The 22,598-nt window shown below is 65.3% G+C and carries 19 protein-coding genes; 12 read left to right on the forward strand and 7 right to left on the reverse strand.

The genetic code is table 11. The features are described from left to right. The first annotated feature begins 65 nt into the window (after window positions 1-65). From B5J99_RS12565 to B5J99_RS12580, 4 genes are all read left to right on the forward strand, one after another. The gene (locus tag B5J99_RS12565) at window positions 66-1,880 is read left to right on the forward strand and encodes a DUF885 domain-containing protein (RefSeq protein ID WP_117352563.1); all 1,815 of its coding nucleotides are present in this window, start codon (window positions 66-68) and stop codon (window positions 1,878-1,880) included. Between the two features lie 190 nt (window positions 1,881-2,070). After that, a complete protein-coding gene (locus B5J99_RS12570; protein ID WP_117353490.1) occupies window positions 2,071-3,288 on the forward strand; it encodes a class I SAM-dependent methyltransferase in 1,218 nt (405 codons plus the stop codon). Further along, the gene (locus B5J99_RS12575; protein WP_117352564.1) at window positions 3,285-3,644 is read left to right on the forward strand and encodes a hypothetical protein; all 360 of its coding nucleotides are present in this window, start codon (window positions 3,285-3,287) and stop codon (window positions 3,642-3,644) included. The genes B5J99_RS12570 and B5J99_RS12575 overlap by 4 nt, the downstream gene beginning before the upstream one ends. A 40-nt stretch (window positions 3,645-3,684) precedes the next feature. Further along, complete coding sequence (locus B5J99_RS12580; protein ID WP_211337822.1) at window positions 3,685-4,362, forward strand: hypothetical protein; 678 nt, start codon at window positions 3,685-3,687, stop codon at window positions 4,360-4,362. Between the two features lie 19 nt (window positions 4,363-4,381). Here B5J99_RS12580 and B5J99_RS12585 read toward each other — a convergent pair whose 3' ends face one another. The 5 genes from B5J99_RS12585 to B5J99_RS12605 all read right to left on the reverse strand — a co-directional run bounded on the left by B5J99_RS12585 (window position 4,382) and on the right by B5J99_RS12605 (window position 11,830). Continuing rightward, window positions 4,382-6,124 carry an N-acyl-D-amino-acid deacylase family protein gene (locus B5J99_RS12585; protein ID WP_117352565.1) on the reverse strand — a complete coding sequence of 581 codons (1,743 nt, stop codon included), beginning with the start codon at window positions 6,122-6,124 and terminating at the stop codon, window positions 4,382-4,384. Between the two features lie 141 nt (window positions 6,125-6,265). After that, window positions 6,266-7,090 (reverse strand): 16S rRNA (adenine(1518)-N(6)/adenine(1519)-N(6))-dimethyltransferase RsmA, encoded by an 825-nt coding sequence (gene rsmA, locus B5J99_RS12590; RefSeq protein WP_117353492.1) that lies wholly within the window; start codon window positions 7,088-7,090, stop codon window positions 6,266-6,268. Window positions 7,091-7,101: 11 nt separating this feature from the next. Beyond that, window positions 7,102-8,097, reverse strand: coding sequence for a 4-hydroxythreonine-4-phosphate dehydrogenase PdxA (pdxA, locus tag B5J99_RS12595; protein ID WP_117352566.1), 996 nt, complete (start codon window positions 8,095-8,097; stop codon window positions 7,102-7,104). A gap of 25 nt (window positions 8,098-8,122) precedes the next feature. Next, the gene (locus B5J99_RS12600; protein ID WP_083231305.1) at window positions 8,123-9,502 is read right to left on the reverse strand and encodes a peptidylprolyl isomerase; all 1,380 of its coding nucleotides are present in this window, start codon (window positions 9,500-9,502) and stop codon (window positions 8,123-8,125) included. Between the two features lie 84 nt (window positions 9,503-9,586). Next, the gene (locus B5J99_RS12605) at window positions 9,587-11,830 is read right to left on the reverse strand and encodes an LPS-assembly protein LptD (protein WP_245991613.1); all 2,244 of its coding nucleotides are present in this window, start codon (window positions 11,828-11,830) and stop codon (window positions 9,587-9,589) included. A 363-nt stretch (window positions 11,831-12,193) separates the two neighbouring features. On the opposite strand from B5J99_RS12605, the gene B5J99_RS12610 reads away from it, so the two are divergent. The 5 genes from B5J99_RS12610 (at window position 12,194) to B5J99_RS12630 (ending at window position 16,175) form a co-directional block, all read left to right on the forward strand. Next, window positions 12,194-13,660: a leucyl aminopeptidase gene (locus B5J99_RS12610; protein ID WP_054133070.1), complete on the forward strand. Its 1,467-nt coding sequence runs from the start codon at window positions 12,194-12,196 to the stop codon at window positions 13,658-13,660. 144 nt (window positions 13,661-13,804) lie between these two features. Next, window positions 13,805-14,269 carry a DNA polymerase III subunit chi gene (locus B5J99_RS12615; protein WP_117352567.1) on the forward strand — a complete coding sequence of 155 codons (465 nt, stop codon included), beginning with the start codon at window positions 13,805-13,807 and terminating at the stop codon, window positions 14,267-14,269. 17 nt (window positions 14,270-14,286) lie between these two features. Beyond that, the gene (locus B5J99_RS12620; RefSeq protein ID WP_117352568.1) at window positions 14,287-14,775 is read left to right on the forward strand and encodes a hypothetical protein; all 489 of its coding nucleotides are present in this window, start codon (window positions 14,287-14,289) and stop codon (window positions 14,773-14,775) included. A 134-nt stretch (window positions 14,776-14,909) separates the two neighbouring features. Beyond that, on the forward strand, window positions 14,910-15,332 hold the full coding sequence (ndk, locus tag B5J99_RS12625) for a nucleoside-diphosphate kinase (protein WP_117353494.1): 423 nt from the start codon (window positions 14,910-14,912) through the stop codon (window positions 15,330-15,332). 30 nt (window positions 15,333-15,362) lie between these two features. Then, complete coding sequence (locus B5J99_RS12630; RefSeq protein ID WP_245991614.1) at window positions 15,363-16,175, forward strand: ATP-grasp fold amidoligase family protein; 813 nt, start codon at window positions 15,363-15,365, stop codon at window positions 16,173-16,175. Window positions 16,176-16,208: 33 nt separating this feature from the next. Here B5J99_RS12630 and purN read toward each other — a convergent pair whose 3' ends face one another. Both purN and purM read right to left on the reverse strand, forming a co-directional pair. After that, window positions 16,209-17,123, reverse strand: coding sequence for a phosphoribosylglycinamide formyltransferase (purN, locus tag B5J99_RS12635; protein ID WP_117353495.1), 915 nt, complete (start codon window positions 17,121-17,123; stop codon window positions 16,209-16,211). A gap of 183 nt (window positions 17,124-17,306) precedes the next feature. Then, window positions 17,307-18,422 (reverse strand): phosphoribosylformylglycinamidine cyclo-ligase, encoded by a 1,116-nt coding sequence (gene purM, locus B5J99_RS12640; RefSeq protein ID WP_117352569.1) that lies wholly within the window; start codon window positions 18,420-18,422, stop codon window positions 17,307-17,309. 131 nt (window positions 18,423-18,553) lie between these two features. On the opposite strand from purM, the gene B5J99_RS12645 reads away from it, so the two are divergent. Genes B5J99_RS12645 through B5J99_RS12655 form a run of 3 tightly spaced genes read left to right on the forward strand, consistent with a single transcriptional unit; the run spans window position 18,554 to window position 22,598 of the window. Continuing rightward, on the forward strand, window positions 18,554-19,822 hold the full coding sequence (locus B5J99_RS12645) for a heavy-metal-associated domain-containing protein (protein WP_117352570.1): 1,269 nt from the start codon (window positions 18,554-18,556) through the stop codon (window positions 19,820-19,822). A gap of 6 nt (window positions 19,823-19,828) precedes the next feature. Continuing rightward, window positions 19,829-20,455, forward strand: coding sequence for a P-loop NTPase family protein (locus tag B5J99_RS12650; protein ID WP_117352571.1), 627 nt, complete (start codon window positions 19,829-19,831; stop codon window positions 20,453-20,455). Next, entirely contained in the window at window positions 20,430-22,598 is a 2,169-nt protein-coding gene (locus tag B5J99_RS12655) for an RNA degradosome polyphosphate kinase (protein ID WP_054133063.1), read from the forward strand. Before B5J99_RS12650 ends, B5J99_RS12655 begins: the two co-directional genes overlap by 26 nt.

Consider the following 22,598-nt stretch of genomic DNA (forward strand, 5'->3'; position numbering starts at 1 on the left):
TCTGGTCGCGGCCGTCCCCTTGGCTTATTCCAGGACAGGACCGAACAGCATTTTGGAGCAGGACAATGATCGATCGCCGGGGCTTCATGGGAATGGCCGCGGCGAGCGGTCTTGCGGGCATCGTGCCCGAAGCCCTGTTGGCGCAGGGCCTGAGCGCGGATAGCGCGCTTGCCGCGCTGTTGCAGAGACACAGCGAGGCCTTTCTGCGGCGATCGCCCGAGGAGGCGACCGGCAGCAATTTCGATGTCGGGGCCAATGCGGCGCTGCGCGGCCGGCTCGACGATCGCTCGATGGCGGCGCGGGCAACCGATCGTGCGGCGATCAAGGTGGCGCTTGCCAATCTGGACAGCATCAATGTGAGCGCGCTGTCGCCCCGCGCCAGGCTCGACCATGCCGTCGCGCGCTATGTCTATGAGACGCTGGCCGATCTTCTTGGCCGTTATGGCTATGTCGACGGCAATCTGCGGCCCAGCCCCTATGTCGTCAGCCAGATGAACGGCGCCTATTACTGGTTGCCGGACTTCATCGGCAGCCGTCACCCCATTGAGACCGCAGGTGATGTGGACGCGTGGCTCAGCCGGCTGTCGGCCTTTGCGCATGCGATCAATCAGGAAAGCGAGCGCATCCGCCATGATGCCGGGATCGGCGTCATCCCGCCCGATTTCGTTCTCGTGCGCACCATCGCGCAGATCAAGGGATTGCGTGATGGCGCGCCGGGCGATTCCGCGCTGATTGGGCCTGCGCTCAAGCGGATCCGCGCGCAGCAGCTTGGCGATGTGAGCGCACGCGCCTTCGCCGTCTTTCGCGACGAGATCCAGCCCGCGCTCAGCCGCCAGATCGCCGCGCTCGAGGCGCTGGCACCGCAGGGGGACGACCGCGCGGGCGTGTGGAAGCTGCCTGACGGCGAGGCCTATTATGCCGCAGCGGTGCGAGCAAATACCACGGTGGATACATCGCCCGGCGAACTGCACCGCATCGGTCTGGAGCAATGCCGCGCGATCACCGCCGAGATCGACGGGCTGTTGCGCAAGCAGGGGCTGATACAGGGCAGCGTGATCGCGCGGATCGCCGCGCTCAATACCGACGCGCGCTTCCGGGTCAGCGCCGATGATGCCGGGCGCGACGCGCTGGTTGCGCTCGCCACGCAGCAGCTCGACACGATCAAGGCGCTGCTACCAGGCGCGTTCAACAGTCAGACTATCAATCCGATCGTCGTGCGTCGCATTCCCCCGGCGATCGAGGCGGGCGCTCCGGGTGCGTTCTATTCCGAAGGCGCGCCTGGCCAGCCCGGGGTCTATTCGCTCAACCTCAAGAATCCCGGCGAGCATGTCACCTGGCGGTTGCCGACATTGACCCATCACGAGGGCATTCCGGGGCATCACTATCAGGCGAGCGCGCTAGCGCATGCGCCCGCGCTGCCGCTGTTCCGCCGCATCGTGCGCTTTTCGGCCTATACCGAGGGCTGGGCGCTCTATGCGCAGCAGGTCGCCGACGAACTGGGAGTGTATGAGAACGATCCCTTCGGGCGGATCGGCTATCTGCAGTCCAACCTGTTCCGCGCGGCGCGGATCGTTGTCGATACCGGGCTGCACCACCACCGCTGGACCAAGGCCCAGGCGGTCGCATGGATGGTCGAGAATGCAGGCGAGCAGCCCGAGGCGACCGACCGCGAGGTCACCCGCTACGCGGTCTATCCCGGCCAGGCGTGCAGCTTCAAGGTTGGCGCCAATGCCATCGTTGCCGCGCGCGAAACCGCCCGCAAGGCGCAAGGCTCAGCTTTCGACGTGCGCGGCTTTCATGATCTGGTGCTGGCATCCGGGCCGATGCCGATGACCGTGCTGGATGCCGCAGTACGCGACTGGAGCGGACGTACCGCCTAGGCGTTTCAGCGCATCATTTTCTTGGCCGAATTTTGACCGGGATCAAATCCCGATCGCAAAGTTGTCCGTACAATTATCGTGTCAGATCGCTTCCTCCGGCACCCGGCGCAGGGAAGGGGCGTGACGATATTGGTGAGCCCGAAGTCCGGAGTGCGCTGCCGCTTCCGGCCCGATGGAAAGGCCCGACACGATGACCAGCGATCTTCCACCCGCATATACTGCGCTGATGCGCCACCCGATGATGCCGCGCACCAGCCACGACGAGGCTGCTCGGTTCAATTTCCTGACCCACTTCAACCGCTATGTGTCCGGCACGCTGGGGCGGGGCAACCAGCTGGCCTATGATGCCCGCGTGCTGCCCGCCTTTCGCGCGGAGCACGGTCGCGATCCGCAGCACCGCGACGAGATACGTGAGGGGATGAACCGCGATCCGTTTCACCGCACATGGTCGGCGCTCAAGCGCAATTCGATGGAGATGCGGCAGATGAACGGCCGCCAGGCGGTGCTGCGCCAGCTCGACGCGCTCGACGCGCAGGCGCGCCAGTACAACGAGCATTCGGGCCAGCTCGAGCTCGATTCCGGAATCGTCCAGCCCGAATATCAGACCTGCGTCGACATCCACTGCCAGCCCGGCGGCTATCATGGCGAGGAACGGCCCGGGGATGTCACGGTCGGGGCGAACTATGATGTCGGGCTGTTCGCCACCACCGGCGGCGCGCTGGGCGCTCTCAACGATGGCGGCGGGCAGGCGGTGGTCGCCTGGGCCAAGGCCAACCGGCCCGGCTGGTCACCCGGGCGGATCCTCGATATCGGGTGCACCATTGGCCACAATGCGGTGCCGATCGCGCAGGGCTATCCCGATGCGGAGGTCACCGCGATCGACACCGCCGCGCCCAGCCTGCGCTATGGAGCAGCGCGCGCGGCGGGGCTGGGAGTGCGCAACATCCGCTTCGTTCAGGCCAATGGCGAGGACCTGTCGCGCTTTGCCGACGATCATTTCGACTGGGTGCAGACCACGATGTTCCTGCACGAGCTTTCCGCCGCATCGTTGCCGCGTATCCTTCGCGAGGCGTACCGCGTGCTCAAGCCCGGCGGGCTGATGCTGCATGTCGAGCAGCCGCAATATGGCCCGGATATGCCGCTGTTCGAACAGTTCATGCGCGACTGGGACGCCTTCAACAACAATGAGCCATTCTGGTCGGCGATGCATGGCGTGAACATGGAGCAGGCGATGGAAGAGGCGGGCTTTGATCAGGCGGAGCAGTTTTCCGTCGGCGTGCGCGCGGTGGTCGATCCGTCGATCTTCCCGCCGTCGCCCGATGGCGCGTCGGAGGATTATGGCCGCGCGGCTATCTGGAACGCCTATGGTGCGTGGAAGCCTGCTCGGGCGCAGGAGATGGCGGCATGACCGAGGGACGGGACTGGATCGAGCGCTCGGGCGCGCGCGCCAAGGGCCGCCGCCCCGCATTTTTCGACGAGCCTGCGGTCGACCGGCTCTATTCGCTGACGCTGGCGCTGGCATCAGAACTGTCCGCGACGCGCGAACGGCTGGATACGGTCGAGCGGCTGCTCGAGGCCGGCGGCAGTCTCAGACGCGAGGATGTGGAGGCGTATGCCCCCGACCGCGCCACCGGGCACGAACGCGGCGAGGCGACGCGCGCCTATATCGCGCGGATCATGCGCGGCTTTCAGCAGGAGGTCGAAGCGATGGAGCATCCCGATCCGCCGATCATGGATGTGGTCGAGGCACTGACCCGGCCCTGATGGCGGGCTGGAGGCAAATCAAACAAATCGGGGGGATAGGGTGATAGAAGAAGTTCTCGTGCTGCGCTGGGTGCATATCCTGGCCATGGTGTACTGGCTGGGGGGCGAATGGGGCGTCTTTCAGTCGAGCTACAATGTCACCAACCCCGCCCTGTCGCTCGACGAGCGCAGGAGGCACATGGAAACCGCCTATCGCATCGACATCCTGGCGCGCACGGGGATCATCCTGCTGTTGCCGCTGGGTCTGCACATGGGGAATATCTATGGCCTGCAGCCCTTTGGCGGTGGCTATCTCACCGCGATGTGGCTGTTCGTCGCGGGCTGGCTGGGGCTGTGCTGGGGGGCGTTCTTCGCGCGCGAAACCGACACAGGCATCAGGCTGACCAAGGCCGACGAGGCGATCCGCTATCTGCTGATCCCCGCGATCTTCATCTCCGGAATTTCCTCGCTGCTGGGACATGGTCCTTTCGAGGCGAGCGAGGGGATGCGCTGGTATGCCGCCAAGCTGACGCTCTACGGCTTCACCTTGTGCATCGGGCTGGGGCTGCGCTGGATCATGCGGCGCTGGACCACGCGTTTCCGGGCGCTGGCGCTGGGCCCCGATCCCGCGCAGGAGGCCGCGCTGGCGCGGGAGATCGGCTATGGCCGCCTGATGGCCTATGTCTACTGGATCACCATTGCCGGGATATGCTTCCTGGGCACGGTGAAGCCGTTCTGATCGTCGGGCGCCGGGCGGGTTACTCCGCTGCTACCCGCTGCTCGACATTCTGCGGGCCACGGATCAGCCCGCCCGGGCGCGCGGCGGTCACCTCACCGTTGCGGAAGGTGACCTCGCCCGACTTGATCGTCGCGACATAGCCGTCCGCCTTCTGCAGCAGCCGCTTGCCGCCAGCCGGCAGATCGAACGCCAGCCACGGGCGGCTGAGGCGCAGCGCCGCGAAATCGATGATGTTGAGGTCGGCGAGATAGCCGGGCCGCAGCACTCCGCGATCGTTGAGGCCATAGAGCCGTGCCGTGTCATGGCACTGGCGCTTGACCGCCAGCTCCACCGGGATCGTCCCAGCCTTGCGGTCGCGCGCCCAGTAGCTCAGCAGGAAGGTGGGGGCAGCAGCATCGCAGATGGTGCCGCAATGCGCGCCGCCATCGGACAACGACACGACGGTGTCGTCGCGCTCGAGCAGGCCCTTGATGAAATCGAGATTGCCGTCCTGGTAGTTGAGGATGGGCAGATAGATGAAGCCGTTGCCGTCATCCGCCATCAGCGCATCATAGGCAAATTCCGCTGCGTCCTTGCCTGCAGCGTCCGCCTGCAGCGCGATGCTGTCATCACGGGTTGGCTCGTAGGTGAAATCATCGTGCATCGCGAACTGCAGCGCGAAGCCTGCGGTCACCAGCATGAACAGCGCCGCGATATCGAGCGAGGGCGGGGGCAGATTGTCTTCGGCGAGCAACTGCGCCTTGAACGCGGGATCCTTGAGCTTTGCGAGCTGCTGATCCCAGGGAAGTTCTGCGATCGCGCGCCAGCTGGGGCGCTGGACGAACGGGTGCACCGTGCCGCGCCAGTTCATCACCACGCCGGTGCCGCGCAGTGAAATCTGCGCCACGACATTCCCGCCAGTGCGGTTGGCTTGCTCGCACGCCGCCATCTGCTCGGTCCATGTCATCTGCTTCATCGGCGATTGCAGCATGGCGAAGGTCACCGGCAGCCCGGTCTCCTTGGACAAAGCGGTCATCCAGTCGAACTCGTTCCATTCGGGTACCAGGTCGGACGCCATTTCGAACACGCCATAGCCGACATTGCCCATTGCGCGGCCGATGCCGATCAGTTCCTTCGCAGTCGCCGTGGTACCGGGGACCAGCTCGCCGTCGATCGACTTGTGCAAGACGGTACGCGAAGACGAAAAGCCGAGTGCCCCTGCGCGCAGACCGTCCTCGACGATCCGCGACATCGCGGCGATATCGGCGTCGGTCGGCTCTTCGTTGCGCGCGCCACGCTCGCCCATCACATAGGCGCGCACCGCGCCATGCGGCACATGGGTGCCGATATCGATGGTGCGCGGGAGCTTCTCGAGCGAATCGAGATATTCGGGGAAGCTTTCCCAATCCCAGGTCATGCCTTCGGCAAGCGCTGTGCCCGGAATGTCCTCGACGCCTTCCATCAGGCCGATCAGCCACTGGTGTTTGTCGGGCGCAGCGGGCGCAAAGCCGACGCCGCAATTGCCCATGACCACGGTGGTGACGCCGTGCCAGGACGAAGGCGCCATGACGTCATCCCAAGTCGCCTGGCCGTCATAATGGGTGTGGATATCGACAAAGCCTGGGGTGACGATGTGGCCGCTTGCGTCGATTTCCTCGCGCGCGGGGCCGCTGACCGATCCCACTGCGGCAATGGTATCGCCGCTGATCGCGATATCGCCGACAAAAGGCGCGCCGCCCAGGCCATCATAGATAGTGCCGCCGCGAATGATCAGATCGTACATCTCAAAGCTCCTCATCCGTTCCGCCGCGCCCAGGTCTGATGCCGGGCTGCGCGGGTTTGGAGGGAATGCTAGCTTACCTGCACGGAAAGGGAAGGGGGTTGCATCGATTTGCGGCGCTGGGCGTCGTGCAGCCGAAGCGTCCTAACCCGCGTCCATCGCCTTGGTCACCTGGACGAAATCCTCCACGCTCAAGGTCTCGGCCCTGCGCGAGGCGTCGATGCCCTCGCTTTCGAGTGCCGCCAATGCGCCGGGCAGACCCTTCAGGCTCTGGCGCAGCATCTTGCGGCGCTGGCCGAATGCGGCGGCAGTGAGTGCCTCGAGCCGCGACGGTGCGACGCCGTCGGGCATCGGCGCCGGGGTGAGGTGGACGATCGCCGACATCACTTTGGGCGGCGGGGTGAAGGCGCTGCGGTGGACCTTCATCGCCAGCCGCGCATGGCAGCGCCACTGGCTGAGGATGGCGAGGCGGCCATAGGCATCGTCGTTGGTGGCAGCGACGATGCGGTCGGCAACTTCGCGCTGGAACATCAGCGTCAAAGAGAGCCATTGCGGTGGCCAGGCCTTGCCCCCCAGCCAGCCGACAAACAGCGCGGTGCCGACATTATAGGGCAGGTTGGAGACGATATGGCAGGGCCCGGGCATCACCTGGCCCAGCGGCAGTTCGAGCGCGTCGCCCTCGATCACCGTCAACTGGCCGGGGAAAGCGTCTGCCAGTTCGGCAAGCGCGGGAAGGCAGCGGCGATCGCGTTCGATCGCGGTGACCCTGGCGCCGGCGCGCAGCAGCGCGCGGGTCAGGCCACCGGGACCGGGGCCGATTTCGAGCACATCCTGGCCATCGAGATCGCCCGGAACTGCGGCTATCCGGTCGAGCAATTGCTCGTCGAGCAGGAAATTCTGGCCCAGCGCCTTGCTGGCGGCAAGGCCATGGCGCGAGATGACATCGCGCAAGGGGGGCAGGGCCGTCACGGGATTGCGCATCAGCCTTCGTATGTCTTGCGGTGCTGCCAGGCGGCGCTCGCCATGCGGATCGCGGCGATCATCGAGCTGGGGCTGGCGCGGTCCTTGCCGGCGATGTCGAAGGCGGTGCCATGGTCAGGCGAGGTGCGCACGATCGGCAGGCCGAGCGTCATGTTGACCGCATCGTCGAAGTGCAGTGCCTTGACCGGGATCAGCGCCTGGTCGTGATACTGGCACAAGGCGACATCATAGCGGGCGCGGGCGGCGGCGTGGAACATCGTGTCGGCGGGCAGCGGCCCTGCGACATCGAACCCTTCCGCGCGCAGCTGGTCGATGGCGGGAATGATGATCTCGGCCTCTTCGCTTCCCATGCTGCCCTGCTCGCCTGCATGCGGGTTGAGCCCCGATATAGCAAGGCGTGGGCTTTCGATGCCGAAATTGCGCGCCATGCCCTTGGCGGCGGCGCGCGCGCGGTTGACGATCAGGTCAATGGACAATGCGGCGGGCACCTGCGCGATGCCGATATGCACGGTGATCGGCACCACCCGCAGCGACGGGCCTGCAAGCAGCATCGCGACATTCTGCCGCGCCACGCCGCAGGCTTCGGCGATGAACTCGGTCTGGCCGGGAAAGTTGAAGCCGACCTTCTGCAGCTGGATCTTGGAGATCGGGCCGGTGACGATGGCACAGGCGGTGCCGGCGCGCGCCAGACCCACGCCCATCTCCAGCGCCTGCAACGCACAGCGCGCACCATCCAGATCGGGCTGGCCGGGAACCACAACGCCGCTGTCGATCACCGGCAGCACCGGCAGCGCGGTGGCGAAGTGCGCGGGCGCATCCGACGGCGTGTCGATCACCGCGATCGGGCCGCTCCACACGCCTGCAAACGCGCGCGGATCGCCGATCGCGAAGAACGGGGTCAACCCGTGTTCGTCGCGCGCCTGCCAGCTTTTCCCGATGATCTCGGGGCCGATGCCGGCGGGGTCACCGGCGGATATGGCCAGCAACCCGCTCACGCCCGGACAAGGTCCGCAGGCAGCATCAATTGTACTCGATCACCGCGTCCCGGCGAAGATCGCGCAGATAAATCTGCGCGCGGCGGTTGACCTTTTCTTCTTCCATATTGGCCATCAGCTGTTCGGCGCTGGGGCCGCCCTCGGTCTGCGGGTCGTCACGGCCGCACAGCACCAGCACGCGCACGCCATCCTTGACCGATCCGAAAGGCTGGGTCGCCTCGCCGATCGACAGCGCGATCAGCGTATCCTGCAGCGGCGCGGGCAGATCACGCACCGGAACCTGATCGTTGTTAGTCACCGTCGCGCCAAGCTTCGCGGCGATCTCGTCGGCAGAGCCGCAGCCCTTGATCGCACGCGTTGCCGAGGCGAACTCGGACGCACGCCGCGTCGCTTCACCCTCGGTGGTGCCGGGCGCAAAGGCGATCGAAAGCTGCTTGAGCCCCAGCAGCGCATCGCGCGGGTTGGCGGTGAGGATCTGGCGCTTGTCGATAAGATACATCAGCGAAAAGCCGCCGGGGATCTCGATCGGTCCGGCGAGCTGACCGACCTGCATGTCGCGCGCGACCACGGCGAGCGCCGGGGGAAGCTGGCCAAGCTGCAGCCAGCCCAGATCGCCACCGACCGCAGCGGTCGAGGCTTCGGAGAACTGGCGGGCATAAGCGACGAACGATCCGCCCTGCTGGAGCTGTTCGACGATGCGCGTGGCATTCTGGGCGACTTCGGTACGGTTCTGCGAATTGGCCGACAGATAGATTTCACCGATGCGGAATTCTTCGGTGCCCTTGGACGCCTTCAGCCGCTCGATGACCTCTTTCACTTCCTCTTCGGACACGTTGATGAACGGCGTGACGTTGCGCCCCAGCAGCCGCTGCCAGGCAAGCTCGCCGCGGATCTGCCGCTTAAGCGAGCGCGACGACGAGCCGATGCTGTCGAGATACTTGTCCAGCGCGGTGGTGTCGCGGCGGAAGTTCTGCGAAGCGACCTGCGCATAAGTGCGCTCGACCTGCGCCTCTTCCACGGTGATGTCGTTGGCCGCGGCTTCCTGGATCTGCAGCGTCTCGTCGATCAGGTTGCGCAGCACCTGCAGCCGCAGCCGCGCGCGCTCCTCTTCGGAAACGGGGGCATCATTGGCGGCGAGGATTAGCGCGACACGCTGGTCGATATCGGTCCCGGTGATGATCTCGCTGTTGACGATGGCGGTGGCGCGGCGGACATTGGGGTCCTGCTTGCCGAAGATCGTCAGACCTTCGGGCACGTCGAGCGTGGTCTCGGGCGGGGCCGCGTCGTCTCTGACGGTCTGGGCGATTGCGGGCAAGGAGATCCCCGCAATCAGCGACAGCAACAGCGTCTTTTTCGCCAGCTGACGGGTACGGATCGCGATGGTGTTCAATGCGTGCAAGCTCATATCTTCCTGAATGGAGAAAAGCGACCCTGTGCCCATCTTTCCGTTAACCGTGGATGAGCGGGGCGGTGAATATCGCCTTTGGGCTTAAAAGCCAAGGTTGCGCAAGGCAACCCGCAGCAGAAAGGTATCGCCGCGCTGCGCATCGCCAACCGGGATGTAGTCGCGCCGCCAGGTGACGCCCAGTTCCAGGCAGTCATTCTCATACGCGACGCCCAGCCGCGTACGGATCGGTTCGAATCCGTCGGACTGCAACCGGGGGTCTTCCTCGGCATTGCTGAGATCGACCACCGCCGCGCCGAACACCGACCAGTAGCGCGCCAAGCGGACGCGGCCTGCCACGCGCAGTTCCTCGCGGTCGGCAAGATCCTCGACCTCGGGGCCGATGTCGCGGTTGAGGCGCAGATAGCCGATCTGGGCATAGGTCTGCCGACCACCCACGGTGATGTCGACCTCGTTGCGGCGCACAGCCAGATTGTCCTTGTCCAGCCGGAAACGGTGGGTGTAGCGGATGAAGTTGCGCAGCTTGAGGTCGAACCGTCCGACGACATCGGAGGTGCGGTTGCCCAGCCCGGTGCCTTCGGGGAGGAAATCGCGCTCGTCATCGAAGCGATAGCTTTGCCCGACCACGGCGTTCAGCTGCATGCCGGGGCGCTGCAGCGACCACTCGACGCCATAGACGACCCGCACGCCCTCTTCCAACCGGTCATAGCCGGGCAGGCGGTTGAGCGCGAACAGGTTGCTATCTTCGAGTTCGACGGCGCGCGAATCCTCGTTGGGGAGCTCGAGGTTGCCGGTCGTTGGCGTCGCGACGACCTGGACACGCGGGCTGAGCACCTGGGTGCCGCCAAAAGCCTCGCCGACGAAAGGCCAGCGCATGTCAGCTGCCACCGATCCGCTGGCGCGCGCCTGCAGCCCGGATTCGCCGCGATAGATCAGCGTGTTGGTCAACGCGTTGTCGCTGCTGTTATAGACGTCGCCGCGCGCCAGCGCGGTCAGCGTGAATTCCTGTCCAAGCCCGGTCAGCCGGCGCAGGTCCCAGCGCGCCTGAGCGAAGGCGCGCTGCGTGTCCTGCCCGGCGGTGCGGGTGATGGCGAGCGTGTTGATCTGGAACTCGACCTTGCCGCCGGCAACCTGCTCGGGCAAGCGCAGCCGCCAGTCCACCACCGGCAGCGCGATGGGCACCTGGCCCTGCGGATCGTTGACTCGCAGCGTCTGCGTCGCCCAGCCGGCGAGCGAGAAATAGCTGTTGGGGCCGATCCGCTCGGCCTCGACGGTCGAGCGCAGCCGGTCGTCGCGGCTGACATCATAACGCCGCAGGAACGTGCGGTCGGTGACTGCCCGGATCGACCCGCTGACGCTCCACGCCTCGCTGAGCTGGAACCGCCCCGTCGCGTCGAAATAGCCGCGGAAGTCATCCTGGCTGTCCGCTGCGATTCCGCCTGCACCCACTGGAATGCGCGATCCTGCGGTCGCATAGCCGGTGATCTGATACGCGCCGCGATCGGTCAGCGCGCGATAGGTCGCGTTGACCATCGGCAGCGCCTCGGTGAAGACCGATCCGGTCACCGTAAGATCGCGATTGGGCGCAAGGTTGAAGTAATAGGGCACGCTCAACTGCACGCCATTGGCCTGGCTGAAGCGGATGTCGGGAACCAGCAGGCCGCCGCCGCTGCCTTCGCCAACCGGGTGGCTGAGGCCGGGCATCGGGATCACCGGTAGCCCGAACAGCTCCAGGCGCGCGCCCTGATAGCGCACGCGCTTGTCGACGGGGTTGTAGACGACCTTGATCGCGCGCAGCTGCCAGCTCGGGTTCTTGGGCTTGCCGGTGGGGGTTTCGACCAGACAGGCGGAATAGGCGGCATTCTCAAGCGTGATGACGCCATCGTCGCGCACGCCGCGGGTGGCGACCATCCGGCCACCGGCTTCGAGCACCACCAGGATGTTCTCGATCACGCCGTCGCGGATGGTCTCGGTAAGCTCGATGGAATCGCCGTAGAGCTTGTTGCCTTCCGGGTCGGTGATCTGGACCTCGCCGTTGGCGCGGACCTCGCCCGACTTGCGATCCCAGGTGACGCTGTCGGCGACCAGTGACTGGTCGGCGCGGACCAGCAGGACGTTGCCGGTCGCGGTGACGACGTCGGCGTTGCTGTCATAATCCAGCCGGTCGGCGGTGAACTCGATCACCTGCTCGGCCTCGGGCTGCGCGCCGCTGACGCCGGGGGCATCATCCTGCGCATCGGCATATTGCACGATGTCCTTGCGGTTGAAGGTCAGGTTCTCGCCCAGCAGATAGCTGGTGCGCGTGCACACCTGCTGATCCGCTGCCATGGCAGGCACCGCATTGGCTGTCAGCAAAGCTGATCCCAGCAGAAGATATGCCCGTTTAACCTGCAAGCCGTCCATCCATCGCTCTATCCGGTGGGGCTCGCGGTCAAGAATCGTCGACCGGCCTCTCGCCAGAATCGGCCCTATCGCACTGCGATGACGCAACTGCAAACCGCTTTCGACAGCCCGTGTAACGCTGCGGCAAATGCTGGCAAACACGATGAACCTGTCCTATCGCTTGCAAGTCTGGCTGCAGCACCGATATGTCGGGCGCAGCCATCTGCCGCCTCAAAGCCATGGCATAGAGGCGATATGGTGCATAATCGATTAACCAGGCAGCGCCGCCTGCCGCTCGGGGATCCCTTGATGAAGATAGTTTTTGACGCGTCTGCCGATAGTTATGCCGTGGTTGCCTTTCCGGTTGCCAAGGATGAGCTTGCCAGTCTGAACCTGCCGCTCGATGCTGGCCAGGTGGTGCGCGATGGCGCAAGGGCGGCACGGTTCGAGGCAGGCGCGGGCGAAGTGTTCGACGTGTTCGTCAGCCAGGGCGGCAAGACGCTGCGGGTCGCGCTTGTGGGCACCGGCGCCGGCGCGCGCGCCGACATGGAGCGAGCCGGCGGCCAGCTGGTCGCCAAATACCAGCGTTCGGGCGTCGAATCGCTGGCGGTGGACATGACCCATGGCGCGATCGCCACCAACCGCGATGCTGCCGCACAGTTCCTGTTCGGCGCGGACCTGCGCAGCTGGTCGCATGACCAGTACCGCACCAAGCTTCCTGCCAAGTCGAAGGTGACGCTGGGCGAGATCGCCGTGATCGGTGGTCCCAAGGGGCTGCAGGCCGGCTGGACCGACCACGCAGCGATTGCCGCAGGTGTCGCGCTGACCCGCGAACTGGTCACCGAGCCTGCCAACATCATCTATCCCGAAAGCTTCGTCGAACGCTGCAAGCCGCTCGAGGCGCTGGGCGTCGAGATCACCGTGCTGGGCCAGGACGAGATGGAAAAGCTCGGCATGGGCGCGCTGCTCGGCGTGTCGCAGGGTTCGGTGCGGCCGCCCCGGATGATCGCGATGCGCTGGAATGGCACCGGCGATGCGCAGTCCAAGCCCGTCGTTCTGGTCGGCAAGGGCGTGACTTTCGATACCGGCGGCATATCGATCAAGCCTGCTGCCGGCATGGAAGACATGAAGTGGGATATGGGCGGCGCAGGCGCGGTCGCTGGCACGATGAAGGCGCTGGCCGGGCGCAAGGCCAAGGCGCACGTGATTGGCATCTGCGGCTTGGTCGAGAACATGCCCGATGGCAACGCGCAGCGCCCCGGCGACGTGGTTACCAGCATGTCCGGCCAGACCATCGAGGTGATCAACACCGATGCAGAGGGCCGTCTGGTGCTGTGCGACGCGCTGCACTGGGCGCAGGAGCAGTATGATCCGGAATACATCGTCGATCTGGCGACGCTGACCGGCGCGATCATCATCTCGCTGGGCGACCAGCATGGCGGGTTGTTCAGCAACGACGACGGCCTGGCTGACAGGCTGACCGCGGCGGGCAAGGCGGCGGGCGATCCGCTGTGGCGCTTCCCGTTGAGCAAGGCCTATGACAAGCTGATCGACAGCCCGATCGCCGACATCAAGAATGTCGGCCCGCGCGGCGGCGGATCGATCACCGCGGCGCAGTTCCTGCAGCGGTTCATCAAGCCCGGCGTCAAATGGGCGCATCTGGATATCGCAGGCATGGTCTGGGCCGACAAGCCCGGCCCGGTGTGGGACAAGGGTGCAACCGGCTATGGCGTTCGCCTTTTGAATCAGTGGATTGCGGATAACTTTGAAGGTTGAGTCTTAGCTGGCCTATGTCTGCAGGTTTGGAAGGATCGCTCGTCATCCCCGCGCAAGCGGGGGTCCCGCTTATGCGCAGCCGTTGAGCAAAGGCGGGATTCCCGCGTTCGCGGGAATGACGGAACAAGCTTAGGGGGGTATCAGATGCAGGTCGATTTCTATCACCTCACCCGCGATCCCGCCGAGCGGGTGCTACCGGTGCTGGCGACGCGGACGCTGGCGCTGGGGGAGCGGATGCTGATCGTGTCGGCCGATGCAGGTCACCGCGCCTCGCTCAGCCAGGCGCTGTGGACGCACAAGCCCGAGAGCTTTCTGGCGCATGGCGACATTGATGCACCCAATCCGCAGGTCCAGCCGCTGCTGCTCGCCGATCGCGTCGAAGCTGCCAATGGCGCGTGTTTCGTCGTGCTGGCCGATGGCCAGTGGCGCGACGAAGCGCTGGCCTTTGCGCGCACATTCCTGCTGTTCAACGATGCAACGATCGCCGATGCGCGCAAGGCGTGGGTGACGCTGGGCACACATGACGGGCTCGAGAGGCATTACTGGAAGCAGGATGGAGGCAAATGGGTTGAACAGACGTCCGGCAGGCGTCAGGATCAATCCGACTGACAAAGGACACGAGCACGATGCGCAACTTCCTGATGATGGCGACGGCAACGCTGGCGCTCACCGCCTGTGGCGGCGAAAAGACGGTCTACAGCGATGCCGAGGGCAATGAGGTCAAGGTCACCCGCGAAGGCGATGGCGATGCGTCCGAGATCAAGATCACCAGCGCAGATGGATCGGCGACGGTCAACATCGACAGCGGCGGCACCGACGCGAAGCTGCCGCTAGGGCTTGCAGTCTACCCCGGCGCCAAGGTCGTCTCGACCATGACCTCCAACGCGGATGGCAAGTCGGGCGGCATGGTGGTGATGGAAAGCAGTGCCGACCGCGACACCGTGGTCGCCTGGTATCGCAAGGCTGTCGAGGCCAAGGGCTTCAAGATCGAAAGCGAGATCACCACGCAGGACATGCGTGCCATTTCGGGCACCAAGGATGGCGGCTCGTTCAGCCTTCAGGTGGCGCCTGCCGAGAGCGGATCGTCGATCACGCTGATCGCCGGAGAGGGCTGACGCTCCCTCAGAACCCTGCGAGCAGGGCGGAAAAGCGGGTTTTTCTTGCAGCGCACAATCGGTCCGTCTAGGGGCGGCGACGAATCGCGCCATGCGTGCGCGTGCCCATCGTCAAACTTCAGGAGCACTTCATCATGGCCGTCACCCGGACCTTTTCGATCATCAAGCCCGACGCCACCCGTCGCAACCTGACCGGCGCGGTCACCAAGATGCTGGAAGACGCCGGCCTGCGCGTCGTCGCCTCCAAGCGCATCCACATGACCCGCGAACAGGCCGAAGGCTTCTACGCCGTGCACCGCGAGCGTCCCTTCTTCGCTGAACTGGTCGACTTCATGATCTCCGGCCCTGTCGTCGTGCAGGTTCTGGAAGGCGAAGACGCCATGCAGCGCAACCGCGACATCATGGGCGCCACCAACCCCGCGAATGCCGAACCCGGCACCATCCGCAAGGAACTGGCCGAGAGCATCGAAGCCAACACCGTGCACGGTTCGGACAGCGACGAGAACGCAGCGATCGAGATCGCGTATTTCTTCAAGCCCGAAGAAATCGTCGGCTGATCGGCGAAGGAACGTCGCGGAGGCTGAGCCGTGCTGCTGAACGCACGGCTCAGGATCGCGCTGACCTATCTGTGGCGGCATCACCGGCTGCCACGGATTGCCCGGCCCGCGACGTTCACCGAGTTCGTCCAGCACCGCAAGCTGTTCGACCGAGATCCGCGGCTTGCGGCGTTTTCCGACAAGGTTGCCGTAAAGCAGTTCGTCGCCGACCGGATCGGCGCGCACTGGATCACCCCGACATTGTGGCACGGCACAACGCTGCCCGCCAATCCGCCATGGCCGCGCCCGTTCGTGGTCAAGTCCCGCCACGGCTGCAACCAGCGCGCCTTCGTGCGATCGGGCGACGATGATTGGGACGCAATCTGCCGCCGCAGCGCAAGGTGGATGCGCCAATCATACGGGCGGTGGCTCGATGAGTGGCTGTATACCCGCATCCCGCGCGGCCTGCTGGTCGAGCCGTTCATCGGCAGCGACGGCCAGCTTCCGGTCGATTACAAGCTCTACGTCTTCGGCGGCAAGGTCGCCTGCGTCCAGGTGCATCTGGAGCGCGAAACCCGGCACCGCTGGCTTGTGTTGACCCGCGACTGGCAACGGATATCGTCCCCCACCGCCGATGCGAACCCTGCCGCGCCCGTTTCGCTGGACCGGATGATCGAGGCCGCCGAAACGCTGGGGCAGGGCTTCGACTTTGTCCGCGTGGATTTCTACGAGATCGCAGGCGAACCGCGGTTCGGCGAGATGACCTTCTATCCGGGTTCAGGGCTTGACCCGTTCGATCCGCCGGAGTTGGACCTTATGCTGGGGCGTTTGTGGGCCGGGGTACGCGCAACGCCTGCCGCCTAACCGGGTCTCCTGCGAGTTCGCATGGCCCGCTCGTCAAAACTCTGCCGCGATATCCATCATCTTCGTCAGCCGTTTCGGCGCGACGCTGCGCCAGCTGCGGGCGAGCCAGTCGGCGATGTGCTCCCAGTCGGTGCGGCCGGTATCGAGGCGGATCGCGATCCAGCCCGAGGGCGCGTAGAATTTGGGCAGGTAGTACAGCTCCGGATCCTGATCGACGAGTGCTGCCTGTTCGTCGGCACCGCTGGTCTTGACCAACAGCGCGATCGCTTCCTCGCCATGATGATGGACCGAGACATAGGCGAAATACTTTCCGGTCTTGTCGCCACCGACGCGCCAGCCGGGTGCGCCGTGCGAAGGGCGGGCGTCGGTCTCGGGCAATGCGAGCGCCAGTTCCCCGACCTTGGCGACGATCCAGTCGGGATCGGCCTCGCGGCTGACATAATCGCTCAGCGTGCGGGCATAAAGCTGGTGCTCGGCGATCAGCACCCGCGCCGCCAGCGTGTCTGCAGTGTCGCCGGGCTGGATCGCGACTGCGCACTGGCCCAGCACAGGGCCATCGTCGAGCTCTGCGGTCACCAGATGCACGCTGCACCCAGCTTGCACATCGCCCGCATCGAGCGCGCGCTGGTGGGTGTGCAGGCCCTTGTACTTGGGCAGCAGAGAAGGATGGATGTTGAGCATCCGCCCCTCCCACCCGCGCACGAAGCCGGGGGTGAGAATGCGCATATAGCCGGCGAGCGCGACATGATCGGTGCCCGATGCGCGGATCGCTGCATCCATCGCAGCGTCATGGCTCTCGCGGTCCATGCCCTTGTGCGAAAGCGCGAAGGTCGGCACGCCTTCGGCTGCGGCAAGCTTCAAGCCGCCTGCATCGGGATTGTTGGATGCGACCAGAACGACCTCATAAGGGCACGAGGCCGCGCGCGAGGCATAGAGCAAAGCGGCCATATTGGTTCCGCTGCCCGAGATCAGGATGGCAACCTTGGCCTTCACTTCTCCCCTCCCGCCTGCGGGAGGGGTGGACGAGCCGCAGGCGAGGCCGGGGTGGGCCTGTCTTGCGCAAATTTCAGGCCCACCCCGCGCGGCGAGCCGCGCTGCCCCTCCCGCTTGCGGGAGGGGAGAGGGGTTGCTTCACCCCGCATGGGTGGCGCTCCACGCCGCCTTGGCGCTCCAGGTCTCGACCGAACCGCTGACCGTGGAGCCCTTGTCGCCAGCGGCGATCCGACCGATGCGGTAGACGGTTTCGCCCGCTGCCTCGAGATCTGCGATGACCGTGGCGACGTCGCTCTCGTCAACCACCAGCACCATGCCGATGCCGCAGTTGAAGGTGCGCGCCATTTCCTCGGGCTCGATATGCCCTTGTGCCTGCAGGAACGCCATCAGCCGGGGCTGGGCCCAGGCGTCGGCATCGACATGCGCATGCGCGCCTTCGGGCAGCACGCGCGGAATGTTCTCGAGCAGTCCGCCGCCGGTGATGTGTGCCATCGCGGCGATGCGGCCCGATTTGACCACCGGCAGCAGCGAAGAGACGTAAATTCGTGTCGGCGCGATCAGCGCGTCGATCAGCAAGACCTCCTGATCGAACAGGGCAGGGCGGTTCATCTTCCAGCCCTTGTCCGCCGCCAGACGACGCACCAGTGAATAGCCGTTGGAATGGACGCCCGACGAGGCAAGGCCGAGCAGCACGTCGCCGGGCTTCACCTTGTCGCCGGTGAGCACCTCGTCGCGCTCGACCGCGCCCACGCAGAAGCCCGCCAGATCGTAATCGCCCGGAGCATACATGCCGGGCATTTCCGCGGTCTCGCCGCCGATCAGCGCGCACCCCGCCAGCTTGCAGCCATCGGCGATCCCGGCGACGACGCGTTCGGCAATCCCCGTGTCGAGCTTGCCGGTTGCGAAATAATCGAGAAAGAACAAGGGTTCAGCGCCCTGGACGATCAGATCGTTGACGCACATCGCCACCAGATCGATGCCGATCGCATCATGCCGGTCGTGGTCGATGGCGAGCTTGACCTTGGTGCCCACGCCATCATTGGCCGCGACCAGCAGCGGATCGCGAAAGCCTGCAGCCTTGAGGTCGAAGAACCCGCCAAATCCGCCAAGTTCGGCATTGGCGCCGGGCCGCGCGGTCGCCTTGGCGAGTGGGCCGATCGCCTTGACCAGTGCGTTGCCCGCCGCGATCGAAACCCCGGCCTGGGCATAGCTGTAGGAGTCGTGAGGTGGCGTCGCGCCGGTCTTGTCAGTCATGGGCTGAGCGGTTAGCGACTTCTCGCTTGGATTTCCACGCCATTGTCGCCAAAAGGGGCCGCCAAACCACCGCCAGCGATCAATGCGCCGGGGATCATCATTTTATACGGTTGATTGAAGCTAAGGATATCTTGACCAACAGCCTGACCCTGAGCCGCCCAGCGCCGAGACTATCGCGCGCGTGGATCGCCGCAATCCTGCTCCCGCTGCTGCTGGTGCTGGCGGGGATCGTGTACGCCCAGATCGAGGGAGACCGCGGAATTCCGCCGGTTGCCAGCGGCGGCGATTTCGAGGTCAGCGGCGTAAAGGTCGACGCATCGGGCAAGAATGCGCAAGAGGCTCGCTCGAACGCGTGGCGCGAGGCGCAGCGCAAGGGCTGGCAGAAATTGTGGATGCAGACCAACCGCTCTGGCGCGGCGCCCAAGCTCAGCGACTCGGTGCTCGACGGAATCGTCTCGGCCATCGTGGTGGAATATGAACAGATCGGCCCGCGCCGCTATATCGCGACACTGGGCGTGCTGTTTGATCGCGCGCGCGCAGGGGAACTGCTCGGCGTCAGCGGATCGGTTCTGCGCTCGGCACCGATGCTGGTAATTCCGATCTACGTCTCGGGAGGATCGGCGCAGACGTTCGAGAACCGCACGCCATGGCAGGCGGCCTGGGCCCGCTATCGCACCTCAGAAAGCATCGTCGATTACATCCGTCCGCATGGATCGGGCGCGGATTCGCTGCTGGTCAACGCCGCGCAGTCGGGTCGCCGCAGCCGCACCTGGTGGCGGCTGATCCTCGACCAGTTCGGCGGGGCGGACGTCGTGGTGCCTGTTGCACATGTCGAGCGGCAATATCCCGGCGGACCGATCACCGGACGCTTTGCCGCGCGCTTCGGCCCCGACAGCCGGTTGCTGGGATCGTTCACGCTGCGCGCGCGCAACAGCGACGGCCTCAACGCGATGCTCGACGAGGCGATCCAGCGGCTCGACCGGATATATGCCGGCGCAGTGCGCTCGGGCGAACTGCGCCCCGATTCGTCGCTGATCATCGAAAAGCCGGTCGAGATCGTCGAGGAACTGCTCGACGAAAGCCTGGCCGAGGACGTGCCGCTCGAAGCCGGTGGACTGACCAGCGGGCCGCAGATCATCTCGATCCAGTTCGACACCCCCGATGTCGCCGCAGTGCAGGCGGGTGAGCGGCTGGTGCGTGGTATCCCCGGCGTTCAGTCGGCCAATACCGCCAGCCTGGCGCTGGGCGGTACCTCGGTGATGCAGGTCAACGCCAACATCGATATCGACGCCTTGCGCGGCGCGCTCGAAGCCCGTGGCTGGCGGGTGCAGCAGGGCGCGGGCGTGCTGCGCATCTCGCGCGCTCAGGCACCGGCTGCGGCCCCCGGCGGCGGGGGATAACACGCGATGACGGGCCAGTTCGTACTGCCCTTTGCGGCAGCCGGACCGGATGGCGACAGCGATTTTCTGGTCACCGAATCGAATCGTGAGGCGATCGACCGGCTGTTCGACTGGACGCGGCTACCCTTTGGTGCGGCGGTGCTGATCGGCCCGCCCGGATCGGGCAAGACCACCATCGGCCGCGCGTTCGTCACAGGATCGGGTGGCTGCTTCATCGACAATGCCGATGGCGAAAGCGACGAGACGCTGTTCCACGCCTGGAACCGGGCGCAGACCCAGGGCGCGCCGGTGCTGTTCGCCGCGTCCCTCCCGCCCGCGCAGTGGGGCATCCGGCTGCCCGACCTGCTGTCGCGGCTGGGCGCATCGCTGCTGGTCGAAATTCCGCCACCCGACGAGGAAATGACCGCACTGCTGCTGCAGAAGCTGCTGGCGCGGGCAGGGCTTGCGCTGCCCGATGCGCTGGCCGCTTATGCCGCGCTCAGGGTCGAGCGATCCTATCCGGCCATCTGCCGGCTGGCGCACATGATCGACGAGATGGCGCTGGCAATGCAGCGCCCAATCGGCCAAAGACTGGTGCGCGACGCACTGGCAAACTTGGCAGGAACCGATGGCGGCTCATCCGACACAGACTGAACAATCTGGCCCGGCAGATCCTGCCGAATCGGCCCGCCGCTATTTCAACCGCGAACTCAGCTGGCTGGCGTTCAACGACCGGGTGCTGGAAGAGGCGTGCAATCCGCGCCACCCCCTACTCGAGCGGCTGCGCTTCCTGTCGATCTCGGGAAACAATCTCGACGAGTTCTTCATGGTGCGCGTGGCTGGGCTCGTGGGGCAGGTGGCAGAGCATGTCGAGGAGCGCTCCGCCGACGGCCGCACGCCTGCGCAGCAGCTGGTCGAAATCGAGCGCGCGGTCGACAGGCTCAATGCCGCGCAGCAACAGGTTTGGAGCGATCTGCGGGCCGAACTGGCGACCAATGGCGTGGTCGAGGCCGATGTCGATGATCTCGACGACGTCAACAAGGCATGGCTGCGCGAGCATTTCGTCACCCAGATCTTCCCGGTGCTCACCCCACAGGCGCTCGATCCGGCGCATCCGTTTCCGTTCATCCCCAACAAGGGACTGAGCCTGATATTCGACCTCAAGCGCCGGTCGGACGGCAAGACGGTGCGCGAACTCGTGATGCTGCCCGCCACCATGCCGCGCTTCGTGCGGATCGCGGGCGACAAGGGCTGGCATGTCGCGCTCGAAAAGATCGTCGTCGCCTTCGCCGACAAGCTTTTCCCCGGCTATGATGTGCGCGGATCGGGCCTGTTCCGCATCATCCGCGACAGCGATATCGAGGTCGAGGAAGAGGCCGAGGATCTGGTGCTGTACTTCCGCAATGCGCTGAAACGGCGCAAGCGCGGGCAGGTGATCCGGCTGGAAACATCGCGGCTGATGGACAAGGGGCTGGCCGAGCTGCTGGACGACAATCTGCTGCAGGAGGGCGGCAACAAGTCGTCCGACGATGGCTTCCTGGGGATCGGCGATCTCGCCGCATTGGTCGAAGAGGACCGGCCCGATCTCAAGTTCCCCGCCTTCACGCCGCGATTTCCTGAACGAATCCGAGAACATAACGGCGATTGCTTTGCAGCGATCAGAAGCAAGGACATCGTCGTCCACCACCCGTACGAGAGCTTCGAGGTGGTCATCGCGTTCCTCAAACAGGCAGCGCAAGACCCAGATGTCGTGGCGATCAAGCAGACGCTGTACCGCGCCGGCAAGCAGTCCGCGATCATCAACGCGCTGATCGCGGCGGCAGAGGCCGGCAAGTCGGTCACCGCGGTGGTCGAGCTCAAAGCGCGCTTCGACGAGGAGCAGAACCTGCTCTGGGCGAGCGCGCTCGAGCGGGCCGGGGTGCAGGTGGTCTATGGCTTTATCGAGTGGAAGACCCACGCCAAGATCTCGATGGTGGTGCGCCGCGAGCCCGACGGCTTCCGCACCTATTGCCACTTCGGCACCGGCAACTACCATCCGGTCACCGCGCGGATCTACACGGATCTCAGCTTCTTCACCGCCGATCCCCGCGCCAGCCGCGATGCGGCGCAATTGTTCAACTACATCACCGGCTATGTCGAGCCCGAGCAGCTCGAACTGCTCTCGATGTCGCCGCGCGACATGCGCCGCGACCTGATCGCGCTGATCGATCATGAAATGGAAGAGGCACGCGCCGGGCGTAAAGGCGCGATCTGGGCCAAGATGAACTCGCTGGTCGATCCGGCGATGATCGAGAAGCTCTATGCCGCGAGCAGCGCGGGCGTGCAGATCGAATTGGTCATCCGCGGTATCTGCTGCCTGCGCCCGGGCGTTGCGGGCCTCTCCGACAACATCCGCGTCAAGTCGGTGGTCGGGCGCTTCCTTGAGCACAGTCGCATCTGGGCGTTCGGCAACGGCGATGCGCTGCCCAACGACCGGGCCAAGGTGTTCATCAGTTCGGCCGACTGGATGCCGCGCAATTTCGACCGGCGGGTGGAATACATGCTGCCGATCCAGAACCCGACGGTGCACGATCAGGTGCTCGAACAGGTGATGGTCGCCAATCTGCTGGACAACGAACAAAGCTGGGAGCTGGATGGCGATGGCCGCTACATCCGCATCCGTCCCGACGACAAGCCGTTCAACCTGCACCGCTATTTTATGACAAACCCGTCGCTGTCCGGACGCGGCACTGCGCTCAAGAACAGCGATGCGGTGCCCAAGCTCAGCCTCCATCGCCGCGCCCCACGCGAGGATTGA

It is taken from the genome of Blastomonas fulva (assembly GCF_003431825.1).
Lineage (GTDB): Bacteria > Pseudomonadota > Alphaproteobacteria > Sphingomonadales > Sphingomonadaceae > Blastomonas > Blastomonas fulva.